This window comes from Paenibacillus darwinianus, assembly GCF_000598065.1.
Classification (GTDB): Bacteria; Bacillota; Bacilli; order Paenibacillales; family Paenibacillaceae; genus Paenibacillus_I; species Paenibacillus_I darwinianus.
The window spans coordinates 5000-24424 of record NZ_KK082162.1; the positions used below are offsets into that span (position 1 = coordinate 5000).

The 19425-nt window shown below is 58.0% G+C and carries 23 protein-coding genes; 18 read left to right on the forward strand and 5 right to left on the reverse strand.

Features of this window, described 5'->3' with window-relative positions; all coding sequences use genetic code 11:
- Positions 1–134 precede the first annotated feature (134 nt).
- The 6 genes from metG to BG52_RS08695 all read left to right on the forward strand — a co-directional run bounded on the left by metG (position 135) and on the right by BG52_RS08695 (position 6744).
- On the forward strand, positions 135–2114 hold the full coding sequence (gene metG / locus BG52_RS08670; protein WP_036585183.1) for a methionine--tRNA ligase: 1980 nt from the start codon (positions 135–137) through the stop codon (positions 2112–2114).
- Between the two features lie 253 nt (positions 2115–2367).
- A complete protein-coding gene (locus BG52_RS08675; RefSeq protein ID WP_223298958.1) occupies positions 2368–3405 on the forward strand; it encodes a metal ABC transporter solute-binding protein, Zn/Mn family in 1038 nt (345 codons plus the stop codon).
- 46 nt (positions 3406–3451) lie between these two features.
- Positions 3452–4261: a metal ABC transporter ATP-binding protein gene (locus BG52_RS08680; RefSeq protein WP_036585032.1), complete on the forward strand. Its 810-nt coding sequence runs from the start codon at positions 3452–3454 to the stop codon at positions 4259–4261.
- Positions 4262–4325: 64 nt separating this feature from the next.
- The gene (locus BG52_RS08685; protein ID WP_036585033.1) at positions 4326–5129 is read left to right on the forward strand and encodes a metal ABC transporter permease; all 804 of its coding nucleotides are present in this window, start codon (positions 4326–4328) and stop codon (positions 5127–5129) included.
- Between the two features lie 139 nt (positions 5130–5268).
- On the forward strand, positions 5269–5691 hold the full coding sequence (mntR, locus tag BG52_RS08690; RefSeq protein WP_036585034.1) for a transcriptional regulator MntR: 423 nt from the start codon (positions 5269–5271) through the stop codon (positions 5689–5691).
- Between the two features lie 108 nt (positions 5692–5799).
- Complete coding sequence (locus BG52_RS08695) at positions 5800–6744, forward strand: patatin-like phospholipase family protein (RefSeq protein ID WP_397309827.1); 945 nt, start codon at positions 5800–5802, stop codon at positions 6742–6744.
- A 23-nt stretch (positions 6745–6767) separates the two neighbouring features.
- Here BG52_RS08695 and BG52_RS08700 read toward each other — a convergent pair whose 3' ends face one another.
- Positions 6768–7055: a hypothetical protein gene (locus BG52_RS08700; RefSeq protein ID WP_036585038.1), complete on the reverse strand. Its 288-nt coding sequence runs from the start codon at positions 7053–7055 to the stop codon at positions 6768–6770.
- A gap of 59 nt (positions 7056–7114) precedes the next feature.
- The gene (locus tag BG52_RS08705; RefSeq protein ID WP_036585042.1) at positions 7115–8071 is read right to left on the reverse strand and encodes a DUF1385 domain-containing protein; all 957 of its coding nucleotides are present in this window, start codon (positions 8069–8071) and stop codon (positions 7115–7117) included.
- A gap of 180 nt (positions 8072–8251) precedes the next feature.
- Here BG52_RS08705 and BG52_RS08710 point away from each other — a divergent pair, with 180 nt between their 5' ends.
- From BG52_RS08710 to BG52_RS08730, 5 genes are all read left to right on the forward strand, one after another.
- Entirely contained in the window at positions 8252–8752 is a 501-nt protein-coding gene (locus tag BG52_RS08710) for a YqhR family membrane protein (RefSeq protein WP_223298959.1), read from the forward strand.
- 112 nt (positions 8753–8864) lie between these two features.
- Positions 8865–9302, forward strand: a complete 438-nt coding sequence (gene aroQ, locus BG52_RS08715; RefSeq protein WP_036585045.1) for a type II 3-dehydroquinate dehydratase — start codon at positions 8865–8867, stop codon at positions 9300–9302.
- Between the two features lie 48 nt (positions 9303–9350).
- Complete coding sequence (locus BG52_RS08720) at positions 9351–10424, forward strand: M24 family metallopeptidase (protein WP_036585047.1); 1074 nt, start codon at positions 9351–9353, stop codon at positions 10422–10424.
- A gap of 27 nt (positions 10425–10451) precedes the next feature.
- Positions 10452–11009, forward strand: a complete 558-nt coding sequence (efp, locus tag BG52_RS08725; protein WP_036585049.1) for an elongation factor P — start codon at positions 10452–10454, stop codon at positions 11007–11009.
- A 224-nt stretch (positions 11010–11233) separates the two neighbouring features.
- On the forward strand, positions 11234–12487 hold the full coding sequence (locus BG52_RS08730; protein WP_036585051.1) for an aspartate kinase: 1254 nt from the start codon (positions 11234–11236) through the stop codon (positions 12485–12487).
- Positions 12488–12589: 102 nt separating this feature from the next.
- Here the strand turns inward: BG52_RS08730 and BG52_RS08735 are convergent, their stop codons facing one another.
- From BG52_RS08735 to BG52_RS08745, 3 genes are all read right to left on the reverse strand, one after another.
- A complete protein-coding gene (locus BG52_RS08735) occupies positions 12590–13054 on the reverse strand; it encodes a DUF441 domain-containing protein (protein ID WP_036585053.1) in 465 nt (154 codons plus the stop codon).
- Positions 13055–13202: 148 nt separating this feature from the next.
- On the reverse strand, positions 13203–13913 hold the full coding sequence (locus tag BG52_RS08740; RefSeq protein ID WP_036585055.1) for a 2-phosphosulfolactate phosphatase: 711 nt from the start codon (positions 13911–13913) through the stop codon (positions 13203–13205).
- A gap of 34 nt (positions 13914–13947) precedes the next feature.
- On the reverse strand, positions 13948–14796 hold the full coding sequence (locus BG52_RS08745) for a phosphosulfolactate synthase (RefSeq protein ID WP_036585057.1): 849 nt from the start codon (positions 14794–14796) through the stop codon (positions 13948–13950).
- 155 nt (positions 14797–14951) lie between these two features.
- Here BG52_RS08745 and BG52_RS08750 point away from each other — a divergent pair, with 155 nt between their 5' ends.
- From BG52_RS08750 to spoIIIAF, 7 genes are all read left to right on the forward strand, one after another.
- A complete protein-coding gene (locus tag BG52_RS08750; RefSeq protein WP_036585059.1) occupies positions 14952–15218 on the forward strand; it encodes a YqhV family protein in 267 nt (88 codons plus the stop codon).
- Positions 15219–15368: 150 nt separating this feature from the next.
- Positions 15369–16409, forward strand: coding sequence for a stage III sporulation protein AA (spoIIIAA, locus tag BG52_RS08755; protein WP_036585189.1), 1041 nt, complete (start codon positions 15369–15371; stop codon positions 16407–16409).
- The gene (gene spoIIIAB / locus BG52_RS08760; protein ID WP_036667123.1) at positions 16406–16924 is read left to right on the forward strand and encodes a stage III sporulation protein SpoIIIAB; all 519 of its coding nucleotides are present in this window, start codon (positions 16406–16408) and stop codon (positions 16922–16924) included. Before spoIIIAA ends, spoIIIAB begins: the two co-directional genes overlap by 4 nt.
- 14 nt (positions 16925–16938) lie before the next feature.
- Positions 16939–17142, forward strand: coding sequence for a stage III sporulation protein AC (spoIIIAC, locus tag BG52_RS08765; protein WP_036585065.1), 204 nt, complete (start codon positions 16939–16941; stop codon positions 17140–17142).
- Between the two features lie 23 nt (positions 17143–17165).
- Positions 17166–17561: a stage III sporulation protein AD gene (spoIIIAD, locus tag BG52_RS08770; protein WP_036585067.1), complete on the forward strand. Its 396-nt coding sequence runs from the start codon at positions 17166–17168 to the stop codon at positions 17559–17561.
- A 5-nt stretch (positions 17562–17566) separates the two neighbouring features.
- The gene (gene spoIIIAE / locus BG52_RS08775; RefSeq protein ID WP_223298960.1) at positions 17567–18859 is read left to right on the forward strand and encodes a stage III sporulation protein AE; all 1293 of its coding nucleotides are present in this window, start codon (positions 17567–17569) and stop codon (positions 18857–18859) included.
- A gap of 15 nt (positions 18860–18874) precedes the next feature.
- Positions 18875–19425 (forward strand): stage III sporulation protein AF (gene spoIIIAF, locus BG52_RS08780; RefSeq protein ID WP_036667126.1); only part of this gene is annotated, 551 nt, incomplete at its 3' end.

Consider the following 19425-nt stretch of genomic DNA (forward strand, 5'->3'; position numbering starts at 1 on the left):
GCGGCACAAACAAGCTTCCCGCCGGTTTATGGTCGGAAGGAATTTGGGTGGTACCACGTGAGCTCAGGCTCCCGTCCCATAGCGGACGGGAGCTTTTTGTCGTTTTCCCAATTATGAAGGAGGTTGACCAACTTATGCCGGAATCGAACAGTTCGTTCTATATTACAACCCCGATCTATTATCCGAGCGACAAGCTTCACATCGGGCACGCTTACACGACGGTGGCGGGCGACGCAATGGCGCGCTACAAGCGGCTGCGTGGCTTCAATGTGCGGTATTTGACCGGAACGGACGAGCACGGGCAGAAGATCGAACGGAAAGCGAAGGAGAAAGGGCTAACGCCGCAGCAGTTCGTGGACGAGATTGTAACGGGCATTCAGGAGCTGTGGCGCAAGCTCGACATATCGAATGACGATTTCATCCGCACGACGGAGCAGCGCCACAAGACGGTCGTCGAGAAAATTTTCGCGCAGCTGCTTGCGCAAGACGATATTTACAAAGGCACTTACGAGGGCTGGTACTGTACGCCCTGCGAATCGTTTTTCCTCGAGCGGCAGCTGCAGGACGGCAACTGCCCGGACTGCGGAAGACCGGTGGAGCTGGTCAAGGAGGAAAGCTACTTTTTCCGCATGAGCAAATACGCCGACCGGCTGCTTCAATATTATGAGGAGAACCCGGATTTCATTCAGCCGGAATCCCGCCGCAATGAGATGATCAACAATTTCATCAAGCCTGGGCTGGAGGATTTGGCCGTATCCCGCACAACGTTCGACTGGGGCGTCAAAGTGCCGGGCGACCCGAAGCATGTCGTCTATGTGTGGATCGACGCGTTGTCCAACTACATGACCGCGCTTGGCTACGGAACGGATAAAGACGGACTGTACCACTCCTTCTGGCCGGCGGACGTGCATCTTGTCGGCAAGGAGATCGTGCGTTTCCACACGATTTATTGGCCGATCATGCTGATGGCGCTCGGCGAGCCGCTGCCGCGCAAGGTGTTCGCGCACGGCTGGCTTCTGATGAAGGACGGCAAAATGTCCAAGTCGAAGGGGAATGTGGTCGATCCGGTGCTGCTCATCGACCGTTACGGCCTGGATGCGCTGCGTTATTATCTGCTTCGGGAGGTGCCGTTCGGCGCCGACGGCACGTTCACGCCGGAAAATTTCGTCGAGCGGATCAATTTCGATCTGGCTAACGATCTCGGCAATTTGCTGAACCGGACGGTGGCGATGATCGATAAATATTTCGGCGGCACCGTCCCGGCCTACGCGGGACAAGTGACCGGCTTTGACGGCTCGCTGCAGGCCGCAGCGGCGGAGACGGTCGCGCATGTGGAAGCGAACATGGAGCGGATGGAATTTTCCGTCGCGCTGTCGTCGATTTGGCAGCTTGTCAGCCGGACGAACAAATATATCGACGAGACGCAACCCTGGGTGCTTGCCAGAGAGGAATCGGCCAAGCCGCAGCTTGGCTCGGTCATGTATCATTTGGCCGAATCGCTGCGCATCATTTCGATTCTGATTCAGCCCTTCCTGACGAATGCTCCCAAGGAAATATGGCGGCAGCTCGGCGTAGCGCCGGGCGGATTGACCGCTTGGGACAGCACGAAGACGTTCGGCGCGCTGCCCGGCGGAACTAACGTTTCCAAAGGATTGCCGCTGTTCCCGAGGCTGGAGACGGCGGAAGAAGTCGGCTTCATTGCCGCTTCTATGTCCGGAGGCGCGAAGACGGCCGAACCGGCAACGGAGACCACCCAAGCGGCGGCCGACACAACCCCGGCGGACGCAAAAGCGGAAATCGGAATCGACGATTTCGCAAAGGTCGAGCTGCGCGTCGCCCAGGTCCTTGCGGCCGAGCCCGTCAAGGGAGCCGACAAGCTGCTGAAGCTGCAGCTTGACCTTGGCTACGAACGCCGCCAGGTCGTCTCGGGCATCGCCAAGTTCTACAAGCGGGAGGAGTTGATCGGCCGCAAGGTCATTTGCGTGGCGAATCTGAAGCCGGTGAAGCTGCGGGGCGAGCACTCGCAGGGCATGATACTCGCGGCATCGCTGGACGGACAGCTGACGCTTGCCACGGTGCCGGACAGCATGCCGAACGGAGCAATCGTCAAATAAAGAGAACCAGGTTAAGGCGGAACGGGCTGTGGCGGAAACGGCTCGTTCCGCCTTTCTTTCATCGCCTGAGCCTGTGGTTACTTCCGTTCTTTGTTGATTCGCAAAAGAGCGCCGTTGCCTCAAGTCGAAGGCCCCTAACCGCGCTGCCGACAAGTAGCCGAAAAGTTGCGGTTGACAGATGAAAGGCACACGGGCTATACTCATAAACGTAATTGTAACGATTACTAATAAGGGTGTTGCAGACAAACAATGAATGAAATGGGGAATTGATATGAACGTGTTTAACAAATCGGCGAAAGGGATTGTACGGAAAACGGCAGTGCTGCGCAGAACCCGGTTGGCTGCGCTTTTGCTGCTTGTTGCCTTGACGGCGCTGACCACGGCCTGCTCGGCCGGCAGCCAAGGCGGGAACGAAGCGGCTGAAGGCAAGCTGAGCGTTGTAACAAGTTTTTATCCGCTCTATTATCTGGCAAGCGAAATCGGCGGCGACCATGTCGCTGTGACGAATTTGGTGCCGGCCGGCGTGGAGCCGCATGATTGGACGCCGAAGAGCAAAGATCTTAGCCTAACATCGAAAGCCTCCCTTTTTTTGTACAACGGAGCGGGTTTTGAAGGCTGGGTGGGCGATTTTTTACAAGGGTTGGATAAAGACAGCAGGGTCGTATCTATAGAAGCCAGTCAAGGGGTTGATCTTATCAAGGCAGGCGAGACGAATGCGGGGACGCTCGGCGCGGCCGAGCCGGCTGCGGAAACCGGCGAACAACCGGCACAAGTCGATCCGCATACATGGGTAAGCCCGAAGTCGGCGATTGTTATGGCGGAAAATGTGAAAAATAGCCTTGTGAAGGCGGACGCGGTAAATAAAGCGGACTATGAGGCGAATTACGAAGCGCTCCGCAAAAAGCTGTCCGAGATGGATGCGGCTTTCAGGAGCGACATCGCAGCTTTGCCGAAGCGGGATATCGTCGTTTCCCACGAAGCATTCGGTTATTTGAGCCGCGATTACGGCTTGAATCAGGTTGCCATCATGGGACTCGCGCCCGATGCCGAGCCTAAGGCCCAGGATCTGAAGGAAATCGTCGATTTTGTCCAAAATAAAGAAATCCGCTACATTTTCTTCGAGGAGCTCGTATCGCCCGAGCTGGCGCAAACGCTGGCGAGCGAGGCCGACGCAGAAACGCTGGTGCTTAATCCGCTCGAGGGATTGACGCCGGAGCAAGAAGACCAGGGTGAAAATTATGTGACGCTAATGGAAAGGAATTTTCAAAATCTGAAGAAGGCATTACAATGATAGGAGATCAGACAAACTCGGGCTATGATGAAAGGGGACGGGTACGATGCCGCAATCGAACGGATACCATGCTGCGGGTGGCGCGTGCCACGAAGAGGTCATTAAGCTGACGGGCGTCTCGTTCTCCTATGAGAACCAGCCGGTCATCACGAATTTGAATTTTAGCGTGCAGGAACGGGATTTCGTCGGTTTGATTGGCTCGAACGGAGCGGGCAAAACCACGCTTCTGCGCATGATCGTCGGCTTGCTGAAGCCGGCGGAGGGTTCGGTGTCGCTGTTCGGCAAGCCGGTCTCCCAGTTCGATCAATGGGAGAAAATCGGCTATGTGCCGCAGAAAAATGCCTTTAATCCGCTTTTTCCCGCAACGGTGCGCGAGGTGGTTCTGTCCGGGCTGTACAGCCGGGGCAAGCTGTTCAAACGGATTTCGAAGGTCGACCAGATCAAATGCGACGACGCGTTGCACGCGATGCGAATCGAGGATTTGGCCGGCAAACGCATCGGCATGCTGTCAGGCGGACAGCAGCAGCGCGTATTTCTGGCGAGGGCGTTGATCAACAATCCGGCGCTGCTGATCCTTGACGAGCCGACGGTGGGAATCGACACGGAGACGCAGGAAGGCTTTTTTCATATGATCAGGCATATGCATAAGCACCATAACATTACGTTCCTTATGGTATCGCATGATATGGATCGGTTCCGTTCCTACCTGGGGGACGAACCGGCGCGGGAGGCCGGCAAGCTGAAATTCTATGTCCGACACTCCCACGATCTGGAGAACTGCGTAGAGAACAATTTGACGCACAGCCTCAGAGGGCTGCGTCATTCGATGGAGGATCAAGCCGCTCTGCAGCATTGATTTGTGCGGTTGTGCGGTGAGGGTTTCCGTTATGTTTTTTTGAGAACAGAAAGGCGCTGGTGCAGTGGATATTCTGACAACCGAATTTTTTCAACGCGCGCTGATCGGCGGCGTGCTGATCGGGATAACGGCCCCGCTTCTGGGGCTGTTTCTCGTCCTGCGACGGCTCGCCATGATCGGCGATACGCTGGCTCATGTCTCGATCGCGGGGGTAGCGCTTGGCTTTGTAACAGGGGTTTACCCGATCGCGGTCGGTCTCGTATTCGCGCTGGCCGCTTCGTTCGCGATCGAGAAGTTGCGCAAGGCGTACAAGACATACGCCGAGCTGTCCATCGCCATCATCATGTCCGGCGGCGTTGCCCTGGCTTCGTTGCTATTCTCGCTAGGCAAAGGCTTCAGCGTGAACGTCACCAGCTACTTGTTCGGCAGCATCTATACACTGGGAAATACGGATCTCGTCTGGATCGCAGCCGTCACGGTCGTGATTCTGGCGTCGGTCGGCCTGCAGTTCAAGGAACTGTTCATGATGACGTTCGACGAAGATGCGGCGGCCGTCAACGGCCTGCCTGCCCGATATTTCAATTTGATGATGAGCGTGCTGACCGCGCTCGTTATCAGCGTTTCGATCAAGATCGTCGGCGCGCTGCTCGTTTCCGCCCTGCTGACCATACCTGCTGCCTGCAGCTTAATTGTGGCGCGCAGCTTCAAGCAGTCGGTTATGCTTGTCGTGGCGATTGCGGAGGCGGCCGTCATCGGCGGGCTTCTTCTGGCCGGCGTCTGGAATCTGGCGCCCGGCGCCACGGTCGTGCTGCTGCTCATTGCCATATTGATTTTGCTGCTGGCCGTCAAGAACGGCCGGCGTGTCTGACAACAGCAAACCTATATGCGACTCGTCCCGGTTGGCGTTTTCGAGCTGGACCCTCCTTCCCCAAGTGGCGAATTCTGATCCGGTATGGTACAATAAATACTTCTTTAATGGAACAGAAGTGGAACCAAGGGGGATCCAGATGCCGACGCCGAGCATGGAAGACTATTTGGAACGGATCTATAAGCTGATTGATGAGAAGGGCTACGCGCGCGTCTCCGATATCGCCGAGGGTCTCGAGGTCCATCCGTCCTCCGTTACCAAAATGATCCAGAAGCTGGATAAGGATAACTATTTGATTTATGAGAAATACCGCGGACTCGTCCTGACCAACAAAGGCAAGAAGATGGGCAAACGGCTCGTCGACCGCCATCATCTGTTGGAATCGTTCCTGACGATGATCGGGGTGCAGGATGAGAACATTTATAAAGACGTGGAGGGGATCGAGCATCATTTGAGTTGGGATTCGATCACCTGTATCGCTACGCTGGTGGAATATTTCAATCGGAACCCTAATCGGATTGACGATTTAGCGGCCATCCGCAGCGAATTGGAAAACGATTAACGAATCACGAATACGAAACGCCGGTGACCTTCCATAGGAGCGCCGGCGTTTTTGCGGAGCGGTCATATTGTCCAAGCGTGTGAACATAGGGTGAACGTAGTGGCCATCATGCGCGGGGACGGGGGACAGGCGATGGATGTGAATGCGGTGTTCGAGGGCGGCGGGGTCAAAGGGATCGCCTTGGCGGGTGCGGTTGTCGGCGCGGAACGAAGCGGTGTCCGATTTCAGGGGGTGGCGGGCACGTCCTCGGGCTCGATCGTGGCTTCGTTGCTCGCCGCCGGCTACAGCGGGGAAGAATTGCAGCGGATCATTAACCAAACGCCGTTTAAAACATTTCTGAAAAGAAGTCCGTTGTACAACGTCAGGTTTGCCGGTCCGGCCGTACGGCTGATGTGGAAAAAAGGGCTGTATTCCGGAGAAGCGCTGGAATACTGGATCCGGAAGCTGCTGCTCGCCAAAGGGGTGCGGACATTCGCCGACCTCCCTAAAGGAAAGCTGAAAATCGTTGCTTCCGATATTTCAAACGGCCGAATCGTGGTGCTGCCGGACGATCTGCCCTTTTACGGCGCCGATCCTGCACAGTTCGAGGTTGCGAAAGCGATACGGATGAGCGCAAGCATTCCTTTTTTCTTCGATCCGGTCATCATTCGCCAGCAGGTCGGTATCCGTGAAGAAGATGGGTTCGCGGGACGTTTCGCCTATATTGTGGACGGCGTGCTTCTCAGCAATTTTCCTCTATGGCTTTTTGAGGAGGGTCAGAGTGGGAGGGAGGAGCCGGTGCCGACGATCGGGTTTCAATTGGTGGGCAAAAACGCAAACGAACCGCACGTCATCCGCGGTCCGTTTTCGATGCTTCAAGCGATTTTCGAGACGATGCTCCAGGCGCACGACGAGCGGTACATCGAGAAGGAATATCGCGATCGTACGGTCAAAATTCCGACGCTCGGCGTCCGTTCCACCCAGTTTGAGTTGAGGGAGGAGGTGAGCGCACGGCTGTTTGAGTCCGGACGTGAAAAAACGGAGGCGTTTTTCCGGACGTTCTTCATCCGTTAGCGCTTCCGTTTCGGAGTCATAAATCAATGGTATTTGGGTTGGTTGTCGTCATCTTTACCGCCTTCGATCACCCGGAACGGAACGGTTTTGCGCGAGCGGGATTTCGTCTTCAGCCGATCCGGCGCCGCCGAGCGCGCACTCGGCTTGGAGACCCGGAAACGGGACGGAGGAAATTTATACAGCAGGAACACGACTGCGAATACGGTTACCGGGATGATCAGCCCTACCGGATTCTTTATGAGCTGGGACACGACTCCGACTCCCATCAGAACAATGAGCGCGATAAACCAAGGTTGCAGCTTGCGGCGCATGGCGCATTCACCCTTTCCTGCTATTGTTCGAGCATCGGGCCGGAAACCCGGCCTATATATTAAGCCTTTACCACTTGCTGGTCAAGCTCACGCATCCGGTTGAAGGAGGCGATGGATACGGCGACCTGATCGTCGGTCGGCTCCTTGGTCGTCAGCAGCTGCAGCCAAAGGCCGGGATAACCGAGGAAGCGCAGCACAGGCATGTCGCGAAGCGCATTGGTTAGCCGAAGCGCTTCATAAGATAGTCCGAGCACTAGCGGCAGCAGCAGGATACGGATATAAATTCGTTCCCAGAGGGAATCCCACGTGAAGACCGGGAGCGAATAGAGCAGGACGCCGACGATGACCGATAGCACGATGAAGCTGCTTCCGCAGCGGTAATGCAAACGTGTATATTTCTGAACGTTCGCTACCGTCAGCTCTTCGCCGGCTTCATAGGCGCTTATGACTTTATGCTCGGCCCCGTGGTACTGAAAAAGCCGCTTGATGAGCGGGGTAAGCGAAATGACGTATAGATAAACGAGAAGAAATACGATTTTGATAAGTCCTTCTATTAAATTATGCACAAATATACTATCTGTTACTCCGCTGAACAGCAGCTCCTCGACTGCGGCAGGTACAATCGTAAACACCAGCTTGCCGAATATGAACGACAGAATTCCCGCCAGCGTGACGCCGACCAGCATGCTGAGGCTCCACCCGGATCTGCCTTCCGGCTTGCGTTTGGCCGTCTCCTTGACCTCTTCTTCCCCAGCCTCGTCCTCGGCGTAGGCCTCTATGGAGAAGTTAAGATGCTGGGAGCCTTTGGCGCTCGATTCCAGGATGCCGATGATTCCGCGCACGAAAGGTATTTTTTTCAGCTTCTGCAGCCACGGCTTGGAGGTTTTCGGAACTTCGTAGAAGACGATTTCCTCATTTTTGCGTCGGACCGCCGTCACGTTCACGTTGCGGCCGGCGAACATCACGCCTTCGATTACCGCCTGTCCTCCATAAATGCTCGGTATTTGTTGCGGCAACTTGCCTTCCACCCTTCTGATCGGTTCCTCCGACGGCGCGCCGCCGAAGCTTCTCCTTCCATTTTACTTGATTCGGCGGCCGAATGCGAGCGCCAATGGGTTGCCCATGCGGGAGTAGGCCGGCCCGCCCCGTGGCATACTACCGGACAAATGAAAGGAAGGAATGATTAGGAGATGGCGATGGTCAGAATGACGGCGTACAGGCGAAAACATAGCCACCAAACAAACCCGTGGAGCTACAGCATCATGATCGGTTTTTACGCAGGCCTGATATGGAGCGTTTTTCATTGGCTGGTCTATGTTTTAAAGTTTACGGCCGTGATTCCCGGCTATTTGGCCGAACCATTCTTCAGGCGATCGTTTCTGCAGACGTGGTGGGGACATTTGACGGGGATCGTTTTTTTTATCCTCTTCTCGATCGCTGCGGCGCTGCTTTATTGGATGCTGCTCGGCAGGCTCCGGGGGCCGTGGCCGGGCATTATATACGGGGTGCTGTGGTGGGGAGTGATGTTCTACGCGCTAGGACCGCTTTCCGGGATGACCTCGCCGGCGCCGAGGCTCGGTTGGAACACGCTGATGACGGAGCTCTGCGTCCATGTGCTGTGGGGGCTGTTCATCGGGTATTCGATCGCGTTCGAGTTCCATGACGAGGCTTCCCGCGAGCCGCTGAAGGCGCAATAGCGAGTAAGGCCGGCGCGGGCCTTGGAGGAAACACTTCTCAAATGTCGAACCGGTATGGTAAAATGGCTTGTGGCTTTCGGCCGATTGCCACTATGAATCCTGGAGGTGCGACATGCCCAAGGTGCTTGTTTTGAACGGCCCGAATTTGAATATGCTCGGCGTCAGGGAACCGGGCGTTTACGGCACCGGTACGCTGGCCGGCATTGAAGCGATGCTTCGCGAATCCGCTGAGCGGCTTGGGGCGGAGCTCGATTTCTATCAATCGAATCACGAGGGAGCTTTGATTGACCGCATTCATGCCGCCTACGGCAACACGGACGGCATTCTAATCAATCCCGGCGCGCTGACGCATTACAGCTATGCGCTGCGAGATGCGCTGAGCACGGTTGCGCTGCCCGTCGTGGAGGTCCATTTATCAAACATACATAAAAGGGAAGCGTTCCGGCACGTATCCGTCGTCGCGCCCGTCGCGGTCGGACAAATTGCGGGCTTCGGCGCGCAAAGCTACGAGCTTGGTCTTCAGGCGCTGCTCAAGGCGCTGAAGGCATGACGGAGAAGGTTGCGGTCCGCTTAGCCGGCCTGATAAGGGGGAACGGGAATGAGTGAACTTCGTGTAAACCGGCTTCGCGCTATGCTGGAAGGGATGGGACTGTCTGCCTTGCTTGTCGGCTCCGCCGTGAACAGGCGGTATTTGTCCGGTTTTACCGGCACGTCCGGCGCGGCGCTCATTACGGAGAGCTCGGCTTTTCTGCTGACCGATTTCCGATATAGGATACAGGCTCCGGACCAGGCACCGGATTTCACGGTGCTGGAGCACGCGCCCGACATGCTGGAAACGGTTAAAACGCTGCTTGAGTCGGAAAGGGTCCGCCGCCTGGGTTTCGAAGAGCGGCATGTCACGTTCGCCGATTATCAATCCTGGTCCGCGGCTCTGTCTCCGATCGAGCTTGTGCCGGTATCGTCTGCGGTCGAGGATTTGCGCATCGTCAAGGACGAGCGGGAAATCGCCGTTATGCAGGAGGCCGCCAAGCTTGCGGACGATACGTTTGCGCATATGCTCGGCTTCATCGCGCCGGGCAAGACGGAGCTGGAAATTGCGCTTGAGCTCGAAACGTTTATGCGCAGGGGCGGCGCGACGTCCGCTTCGTTCGACACGATTGTGGCATCGGGCGAGCGCTCGGCGCTGCCGCACGGCGTCGCGAGCGGCCGAAAGGTCGGGACCGACGAGTTCGTCAAGCTCGATTTCGGCGCTTATTACAAAGGTTACTGCTCGGATATCACCAGAACCGTCGTGGTCGGCAAGCCATCGGATAAGCATCGCGAAATTTATCACATCGTTCTCGAAGCGCAGTTGCATGCGCTGCAGCATCTCCGACCCGGGATGACCGGCCGGGAGGCCGATGCCTTGACGCGGGACGTTATCGCAAGGTATGGTTATGGTGAGTTTTTCGGACACGGAACCGGCCATGGGCTCGGTATGGAAATTCATGAAGCACCCCGGCTCTCGCTCAGAAGTGACACGGTTTTAACACCCGGTATGACCGTGACGGTCGAGCCCGGCATCTACCTCCCCGGCTTCGGCGGAGTGCGGATCGAGGACGACGTCGTGATCACCGACACCGGGATTAGAATATTGACCTCATCCCCGAAGGAATTGACCGTTCTGGGTTAAGGACATATTACAGGAGGTAATTTTCAAGTGATTTCAGTCAACGATTTCAAAACAGGACTTACCGTCGAGGTGGAAGGCGACATTTTTACCGTTATCGAATTCCAGCACGTCAAGCCGGGCAAGGGCGCCGCGTTCGTACGCTCCAAGCTCAAAAACCTGCGCAACGGCAACACCGTCGAGCGCACGTTCCGCGCCGGTGAGACGATCGGCCGCGCCATCATCGAGAACCGGGAGGTTCAATATCTGTACAACTCGGGCAACGAGTATACGTTCATGGACAACGAGAGCTTCGACCAGTTCAATCTGGACAAGAAGCAGCTCGAATGGGAGATCAACTTCCTGAAGGAAAACATGAACGTGAACATTTCCAGCTACCAGGGTGAAATCATCGGCATCTCGATGCCGAACAGCGTCGATCTCAAGGTGATTGAGACCGAGCCGGGTATCAAAGGCAACACGGCGACCGGCGCTACGAAGAGCGCAAAGTTGGAGACGGGCCTGAACGTGCAGGTGCCGCTTTTCATCAACGAGGGCGACGTGCTGCTGATCGACACGCGGGACGGCAAGTATATCTCCCGCGCCTAATTCCGCATCCGCATCGTACGAGCCGTCCGGCAGCAGCCGGGCGGCTTTGTTTTGGTTAGGTTCGTTAGACTATGCTGCGTTTATGAAACTGGAAACCCTTCGGGTTGTTTTCCCTTCTTAGGGCCGGGAACTGACGCGCAGCGCGAAAAGGGGATACCGCAGCGGCGCACTTTTTGCTATAATATAAACTTGTATGCGAATGACTCGGTGGGGAGTGAAACGGCTTGGCCTTGATAGTGATGAAATTCGGCGGCAGCTCCGTAGGAACGCCCGAACGGATGCAGCGGGTTGCAAACCGGATATTGGAAAGGCAACAGGAAGGGAACCGGATCGTCGTCGTCGTTTCCGCCATGGGCGATACGACGGACGATTTGATCGATCAATCGAAGCTTCTTAATCCGAATCCGCCGGCGCGTGAGATGGACATGCTGCTCACAACCGGCGAACAAATATCGATCGCGTTGCTCTCAATGACGATTCATGCGCTTGGCGGCAAGGCCGTGTCTTATACCGGCTGGCAGGCGGGCATCGTTACGGAGCCGGTTCACGGGAAGGCGAAAATCGCCGATATTAAGCCGGGCCGGATTTTCGCTGCGCTTGACGATGGCAACGCGGTCATCGTGGCCGGCTTCCAGGGGATGACCGAGGCCGGTGACATTACGACGCTTGGGCGCGGCGGCTCCGACACGACGGCGGTTGCACTGGCAGCGGCGGTGAACGCCGACTTGTGCGAAATTTATACCGACGTGGACGGCGTCTATTCGACAGACCCGCGCGTCGTCAAAAACGCCCGCAAGCTCGACGAGATTTCTTACGATGAAATGCTGGAACTGGCGCACCTCGGTGCGGCCGTGCTGCATCCGCGCGCGGTGGAATATGCGAAGCTGAGCAACGTCCGCCTGGTGGTGCGGTCCAGCTTTACGAATAATGAAGGCACGACTGTGAAGGAGGAAGCGGTTATGGAGCAAGGCATCGCCGTGCGCGGCATCGCGTTTGACAAGAACGTGTCGCGCATCAGCATTTTGGGCGTGGAGGACGTGCCGGGCGTGTTGGCCCAGGTATTCGGGGCGCTTGCCAAGCACGGCATCGACGTGGATATTATCGTGCAAAGCGGCACGCAGGGCGGGAAAGCGGACTTCTCGTTCACCGTGTCGGGAGGCGATGAGGAGGCGGCGATCCGCGTAATCGAAGGCATTCGCTCCGAGCTGCCTTACAGGGAGACGACCTCCGAGACCGGTCTTGTAAAGGTGTCCATTGTGGGCGCAGGCATGGTCAGCAACCCGGGCGTTGCGGCCACGATGTTCGATGCGATTTCGAGCCTTGGCGTCAGCATCAAGATGGTCAGCACATCCGAAATCAAGTGCTCCTGCGTCATTGCCGCCGAGCCGCTGAACGATGTGGTGCGTTCGCTGCACACGGCATTCGGCCTCGACACGGCTGACCAAGTGTTCGTCGGCGGCCCTCAAGAACGCCGTTAAACCTGCGCAGTAGAAGCGGCCGAACCCAGAAGCTGATGCCGGTTTCCCCCATGGGGGAAACCGGCATCAGCTTTTTCTTGTTCGGCGCGGAGGCCGCAGTCGTCAGTTAATGCGGTCGAGGATCATCGCAAGCAGTTTATACAGAATCGCGGTGATGCCCGCTGCCATAAGCGGGCCGACGGGTATGCCGCGAAAAAAGACGATCCCGAGTATCGACCCGATGACAAGGCCTACGATCAACTGCGGATCGAATTTCAGCATTTCCAGTCCTTTGCCGTTCACATAGGTGGCGATTGCGCCCCCGGCAAGAGCGATCCAACCGGGCCAGGAGGTCAACGCCCCCGCTATTTCCTTCGTTTGAATGCGGCCCGACGCGAACGGTACGAGTACGCTGAACGTCAGGCAGAGAAGACCGAATTCGAGCCCGCGCCGCTCGATGGCGGGCAGATAACGTTCCAGGTGAACCAGCTTCACGATCAACAGGATACAGGCGGCCGTCGCGATGATCGGCGATCGTCCGATCAGCCCGACGACTATCAAAACGACCAGAATGACTTCTCCGCTCATGCGACTCTCCCGTGCTTCGATTGGTAACTTGATAGCAGGCACGCCGCCCGAATCAGGTTTCTCTCCATTTTATGTCCAAGCCGTTCGAATATGACCTTGGCCGCAGGTTCGTATCGAAGAAGGGCCGTCATCGGTTCCCGATCAGCGGTTAAACGATCGTCATCGTGTCGCCGGACAGTCTGGGCACCGCGTCGAACCGATTGACCTGAGCGCAGAACTGCACATCTTTGCCGAAGCCGAGCTTTGCCATCCGCCTGCCGGAGGCGCTTCTCACGAGTGTGCCGTAAATATCGCCCGCGTTCTGCCGGTAAAAGCCAAGCATCGCGCAGCCGAGATCGTCCGCCTCGATCGGCGTTGCCGAGAGTGCGATCATCCGGTCCAGCAGCAGTCCGGCGCAAAGGCCGTCCTCAAGGGCAAATTCGTCGTGCGAGCCCGCGCAGAAAAGCGCAATATCCCGCCGCAGCAGCACCGCAGCTTCCGCGCATGCCTCCGCATTGAGCAGCGAGCCGGCCAGCACATGGTCGCTGCGCTCCGCTTTATGAATCGCCCTCGTGCCGTTCGTCGTCGTCAGGATCACCCGCCTGCCGAATACACGACCCGACTGGTATTCTTCAGGAGAATTGCCAAGCTCGAAGCCGGCGATTTTGCGGCCAAACCGTTCGCCGCCCAGCAAATCGCCCGTCCGCTGCATGGCTTTCGCCTCCATGACCGTTTCGACGGACAAGATACCCGTTGCTCCCTCCGACAAAGCGGTGACGATCGTGCTCGTCGCCCGCAGCACGTCAATGACGACGGCCGTTTTATGCAGAAGCTGGTCGGCCCGTGCCTCGCCCGCATTCGGTATCACATGAACCTTCATCGGTCCTCCGCCTTCCGTTCGATCATCATCTCATTTAAATCATATAGAAGTCCGCCTCGCGTAATGTGCGGGCTTCCGGAAACGTATCGTTCCGCAGCCCGCGCCGCATCGCTTCCAGCGCGTAAACGTCGCCGGGAGGGATGTTGCCGAGATGGACATCGGGCCCGAGCGCTTTGATCAGGAACACCTGCTGCGATTTGAGCGGAGCTTCCCATAGAATCCGGTTCGCGTCCGGCAGCAAGCGAAGCACCGTCTGGAACGTGTGCTTGTCGCAGCCTCCGCTGGCGTCGAACAGGCCGACGTCAATGCCGGATTCCCGCGCCTCGATCGTGACCAGATCCGCACCGGCGCTCCAGTCCTCCTCGGCGGTGACCGCCAAATCGTAGGGGTCGATGACGGAGCCGGACAGTTTTTTGCCGTATTCGGTGCAGACGTTCAAGCCCAGCGCAACCCCTTTCCGAATGAGCGCCGTGCGGGTCGTGCGGTCAAGCTCGATCGTGCCGTCCGATACTTCAATCCCGTTGAAGCCAAGCCGGCATACCGTCTCGAAGAAGGATTCGCTTACACCCAGATGGACCGCCGTTTCCAAAAGCGTGCCCCCCGGCATCACGATGATGCCTTGCTGCTTTGCATATGCGATTTTGCGCTCCAGCAGTTCACTCGGATAGAGCGGGGACGTGCCGAATCCCAGCTTGATGAAATCGATGTATGCGCCTGCCGATTCGATCAAATCAGCGTATGCGTTGAAGCCGAGACCTTTGTCCAGCACCATTGTCTTTCCGCCGCTCCGGCAGCGGATGCCCGGCGCGAGCCGGTTTTTATCCCGTTCACCGCTAGGGTCGCACAAAAGAGGGTGCCAAGCCCCTCGTGGGGTGAGCTCCATGTTTCGAATCTCCTCGCTTCCTCGTCTTGGGTTGAGCTGCGTCAACCATGCAAGCAATATATGCAGCAGCCAAATGGGCGGTGCCCGGCATGCGGGTTGACAAGCCTGCATATGGTATATCAATCGGGCGAGCGTGCGGAAAGGAGGAGACACCGTTGATCAATAAAATCGTGCTCGCGATGGGGGTTTTACGGCTGCTGTCCGGGAGTATTGAAATTTTCGCAGCGCTGCTCATGCTGCGCTTCAACCAGATCGAGAAGTCGCTTGTCATCAACTCTTCGCTGGCGCTCGTCGGTCCGCTCATTCTGATCGCGACGACAACGATCGGACTCGTAGGCATTTCGGATAAGCTGTCGCTGGGGAAATTCGCCTGGGTGTTGGCCGGCGTCACCTGCCTGCTGGTGGGCATTCTCAAAAAATGACCGCTCTATCACAGCAGGTGAAGCGGATGATAGAGAGCCCGTCATAATGCCGGCGCTATCGCATATAAATGAGACAAGGCAGGACAACCGGCGGTGCCGGCGGCGCATGACGGCACAGACGAGCAGGTTGTCGAAAAGGAGGCGGTCCCGATGGTATCCGAGGTTTTGCTGCTCCTGCCGTCGGAGCTGCAGCGCGTTCTGGGCAAGCTTCCCGCGCATGTGTTAGACAAACTAGAGGAGATCCGCATCAGGGAAGGGCGTCCGCTCGAGGTCGGCTATGGCGGCGGCTTCGGGTTCGCCGGTGAAGCGGGCGCGTTGAGCGGCGATCCGGACATGGCCTACAAGCCCGGATCGGATATATGCCGCAAACTGCTGGAGCGGATTACCAACCATTCGCTGTACGCGATGGAAGAGGAGCTGCGAAGGGGTTACATTACGGTGGCCGGCGGGCACAGGATCGGGCTTGCGGGCCGGACAGTGCTGGAGGGTGGTGCCGTGCGCGGGCTGCGTGACGTGTCGGGCTTCAACATCCGGATCGCGCGCGATATCTCGGGGGTCGCCGACGCGGTGCTACCGGGTCTGATCAACCGGCCGGGACGGACCGTTCGCTCGGCGTTGATCGTCGCTCCGCCGCAGCAGGGCAAGACGACGATGATCCGCGATCTTGCAAGGTCCGTCAGCTATGGACGGTGGCGGCATCCTGAAGCCGCCAAATGGCCCGGCCGAAAGGTCGGCATTGTAGACGAGCGGTCCGAAATCGCGGCATGCGTGCGCGGGGTTCCGACCTTTGACGTCGGTCCGCGGACCGATGTGATCGATGCTTGTCCGAAAGCGGAAGGGATGATGATGATGCTCAGATCGATGTCTCCGGAGCTGCTCGTCGCGGACGAGATCGGGCGGCCCGAGGATGCGGATGCGATCAGGGAGGCGTCGCACGCAGGCGTAGCCGTAATCGCCACCGCTCACGCCGCTGATTTGGCCGAGGCGCGCGGCAGACCGGTGTTGCGACGGCTGTTGGAGGAAGGCGCATTCGACTTGCTGGTCGAGCTGCGCAGGACGCCGGCAGGGCTTTCGCACCGCATTATACCGGCAACGGGAGAGCGGGCCGTAAGACCGAGTGCAAGGGAGCCGACAGGCGGCCTCTCCCGCGCGGAGGATGGTGTTCGCTATCCGACAGGAGGCCCGCCGTGATCCAGGTGATCGGCGCCATGCTGATCTTATTCGCCGGCGCCATGCTCGGCTTCGTGCAGGCGGCAAAATATGCGGACCGCGCTCTGCAGCTTCGCCAGCTGGTGCACGCGCTGCAGAGGCTCGAAACGGAAATCGGCTACGGTCACACGCCGCTTCCCGCCGCGCTCGACAACGCTGCGAGCGGCCTGCACGGACCCGTTCCGGAGCTGTTCCGGGACGCTTCCCTCCGGCTGAAGAGCGGCGACGGCCTCCTGTTCCGCGAATGCTGGGAAGCGGCGCTCGACGGGGGTTGGTCGCGAACCGCGCTTCGGCAAGCCGAACGGACCTCCTTGGTACGCCTCGGCTCGGCGCTCGGCATAAGCGACCGGGAGGACCAGATCAAGCATCTGCGGCTGGCGATGCTGCAGCTTCGAACCGAGGAAGAGTCCGCGCGGGAAGAGCAGTCCCGCTACGGCAAGATGTGGAGGAGCCTCGGCGTTTTGGCGGCCGCTCTAGTCGTCATTCTCATGTTGTAGCGGGAGGCCGGAAGATGAATATTGACGTCAGCGCCATTTTTCAAATTGCCGGGATCGGCATCGTCATCGCGATGATTCACACCATCCTGAAGCAGATGGGCAAGGAGGACATGGCGCACTGGGTAACGGTAATCGGCTTCGTGGTCGTGCTGTTTATGGTGGTGCGGCTGCTCAATGAATTGTTTCAGGAAATCAAAACGATTTTTTTGTTCCAGTAAAGACGGACAAGTAGGTGACCGCAGTGGAAATCATTCAGATCGTCGGTCTAGGGCTGATCGCCACCGTGCTCATCCTGATTATCAGGGAGCAGAAGCCGATGTTCGCTTTTTTGCTGGCGGCTTTCACCGGTATCTACGTCTTTCTGTTTCTGATCGGCAAGATCGATGCGGTCATCACCGTCCTTCAGGAGCTGGCCGAGCGATCCGGCATTCCGGGCATTTATCTGCAGACGATTCTCAAAATTATCGGCATCGCCTACATCGCTGAATTCGGCGCGCAAATCGTAAGGGACGCCGGTCAGGAAAGCGTCGCTTCGAAAATCGAATTCGCGGGCAAGGTGCTTATTCTCGTAATGGCGGTGCCGATTATCGGCGTCATTATCGAGACCGTTATTGGCCTGCTGCCGGAAGGGGGATGAGCAAGGTGCGGAAACGACGACCTGCCGCTCCTCGTCCGGTCATCCGCCGAAACGGGCCGCCGATCGCGATCGTGCTTGCGCTGATCGTGCTGGCGATGCTTTCAAGCGTCGGATTTGCGGATGCCGCGCCGGTCGCTGCGCCGGAATTCGGCTATGAGAACCAGACTCATGACGCCGCGGCGATCGGCACGCCAGGGGGCGGCATTCCGGGCGGCCTGGCCGAATCCGGCCTGCGCGACATCGATACAGCGGCTGTGGAGGACTATTGGAACAAGCTGATGACGGACTACGGCGGATTTTTCCCCGACCGGCGAGTGCCGAGCTTTATGGAAATGATCCTTCCCGGCGGCGAAGGGCTCGACTACCGGAACGTGCTTGGCGGACTGCTGCGCTATGGGCTGTACGAAGTGCTTTACAGCGGCAAGCTGATCGTCACGATCGTGATGCTGACGGTGTTCTGTATGATTCTTGAGACGCTGCAAACCGCATTCGAGCGCAACGCTGTGAGCAAAGTCGCATATGCAGTCGCTTATATGGTGCTGCTCGTGCTGGCGGTCAACAGCTTCAATACCGCGATCGGCTACGCGAAGGACGCGATCGGCGGGATGATTCAGTTCATGATGGCGATGATTCCGCTGCTGCTGACGCTGCTCGCGTCGATGGGGAGCGTCGTCACCGTTACCGTGATGCACCCGCTTATCGTTTTTATGATCCATACGGTCGGCACGCTGATTTACACCCTGGTTTTTCCGCTACTGTTCTTCTCGGCGGTGTTGCATATTGCGAGCGCGCTTTCGGATAAATTCAAGGTGACGCAGCTCGCGAATTTGCTCCGGACGATTGCCGTAGGCTCGCTCGGGCTGCTGCTGACCGTTTTTCTCGGCGTTATTTCCGTACAGGGCGCGACAGGCTCCGTTACGGACGGCGTCGCGATCCGGACGGCCAAATTCGTGACCGGCAACTTCGTGCCGGTGGTGGGAAGGCTGTTCGCGGACGCCGCGGACACCGTTATGTCGGCTTCCCTACTGGTAAAAAATGCGGTCGGCATAGCCGGCGTCGTCATTCTGCTCTTCCTGTGCGTGTTTCCGGCGGTCAAAATATTGGTGCTCGCCTTCATATACAAAGTATCCGCCGCCGTCATGCAGCCGCTCGGCAACAGTCCGATCGTCGGCACCCTCGACACGATCGGCAAAACAATGATCTACGTTTTTGCCGCGCTGGCCGCAGTGGGCATGATGTTCTTCCTTGCGGTGACGATCATCCTGACGGCGGGTAATGCGGCCATTATGATCAGGTGAACGGAGGGAACCTGTTTGCTGGCTTGGTTGAGCGATTGGCTTAAACAGCTGCTGGCGGTCGTGCTGCTGGCTTCGGTCGTGGAGCTGCTGCTGCCGGGGAATTCGTTCCACCGCTACATGCGCCTGGTGCTCGGCCTTCTCATCCTGCTTGCGATGCTTTCGCCGGTCATGGCGCTGGTGCGCGGAGATCCATCCCGACTTCTCGATCGGAGCATTCGCAGCTGGGAGGCTTCATCGCGGAATGCCGCGCCTGGAATGCCGACGCTGGAGGACATCGAACGGGATGCCCGGAAGCTGCAGGAAGCCCGGCAGCGGGAAGCGGCACTGCTGGCGGCGCGCAACCTGGAATTTTCGATGGAAGAGGAGCTGCGGCGCGAGGCTGGTATTGACGGCGCGAGGGTCAAGGTGGAGCTGGCCTGGGACGCTTCGGAAGGGGCCTCGTTCCGCTCGGTGAGCGTGACGCTGGCAGCGGCTTCTGCCGGAGGCGGAGCGGGCGGCGGGACGGCGAAGTCCGGTGGCGGATGGGGCGGTGGGTACGGCGGAAGCGCCGGCCGTAAGTCCGAAGG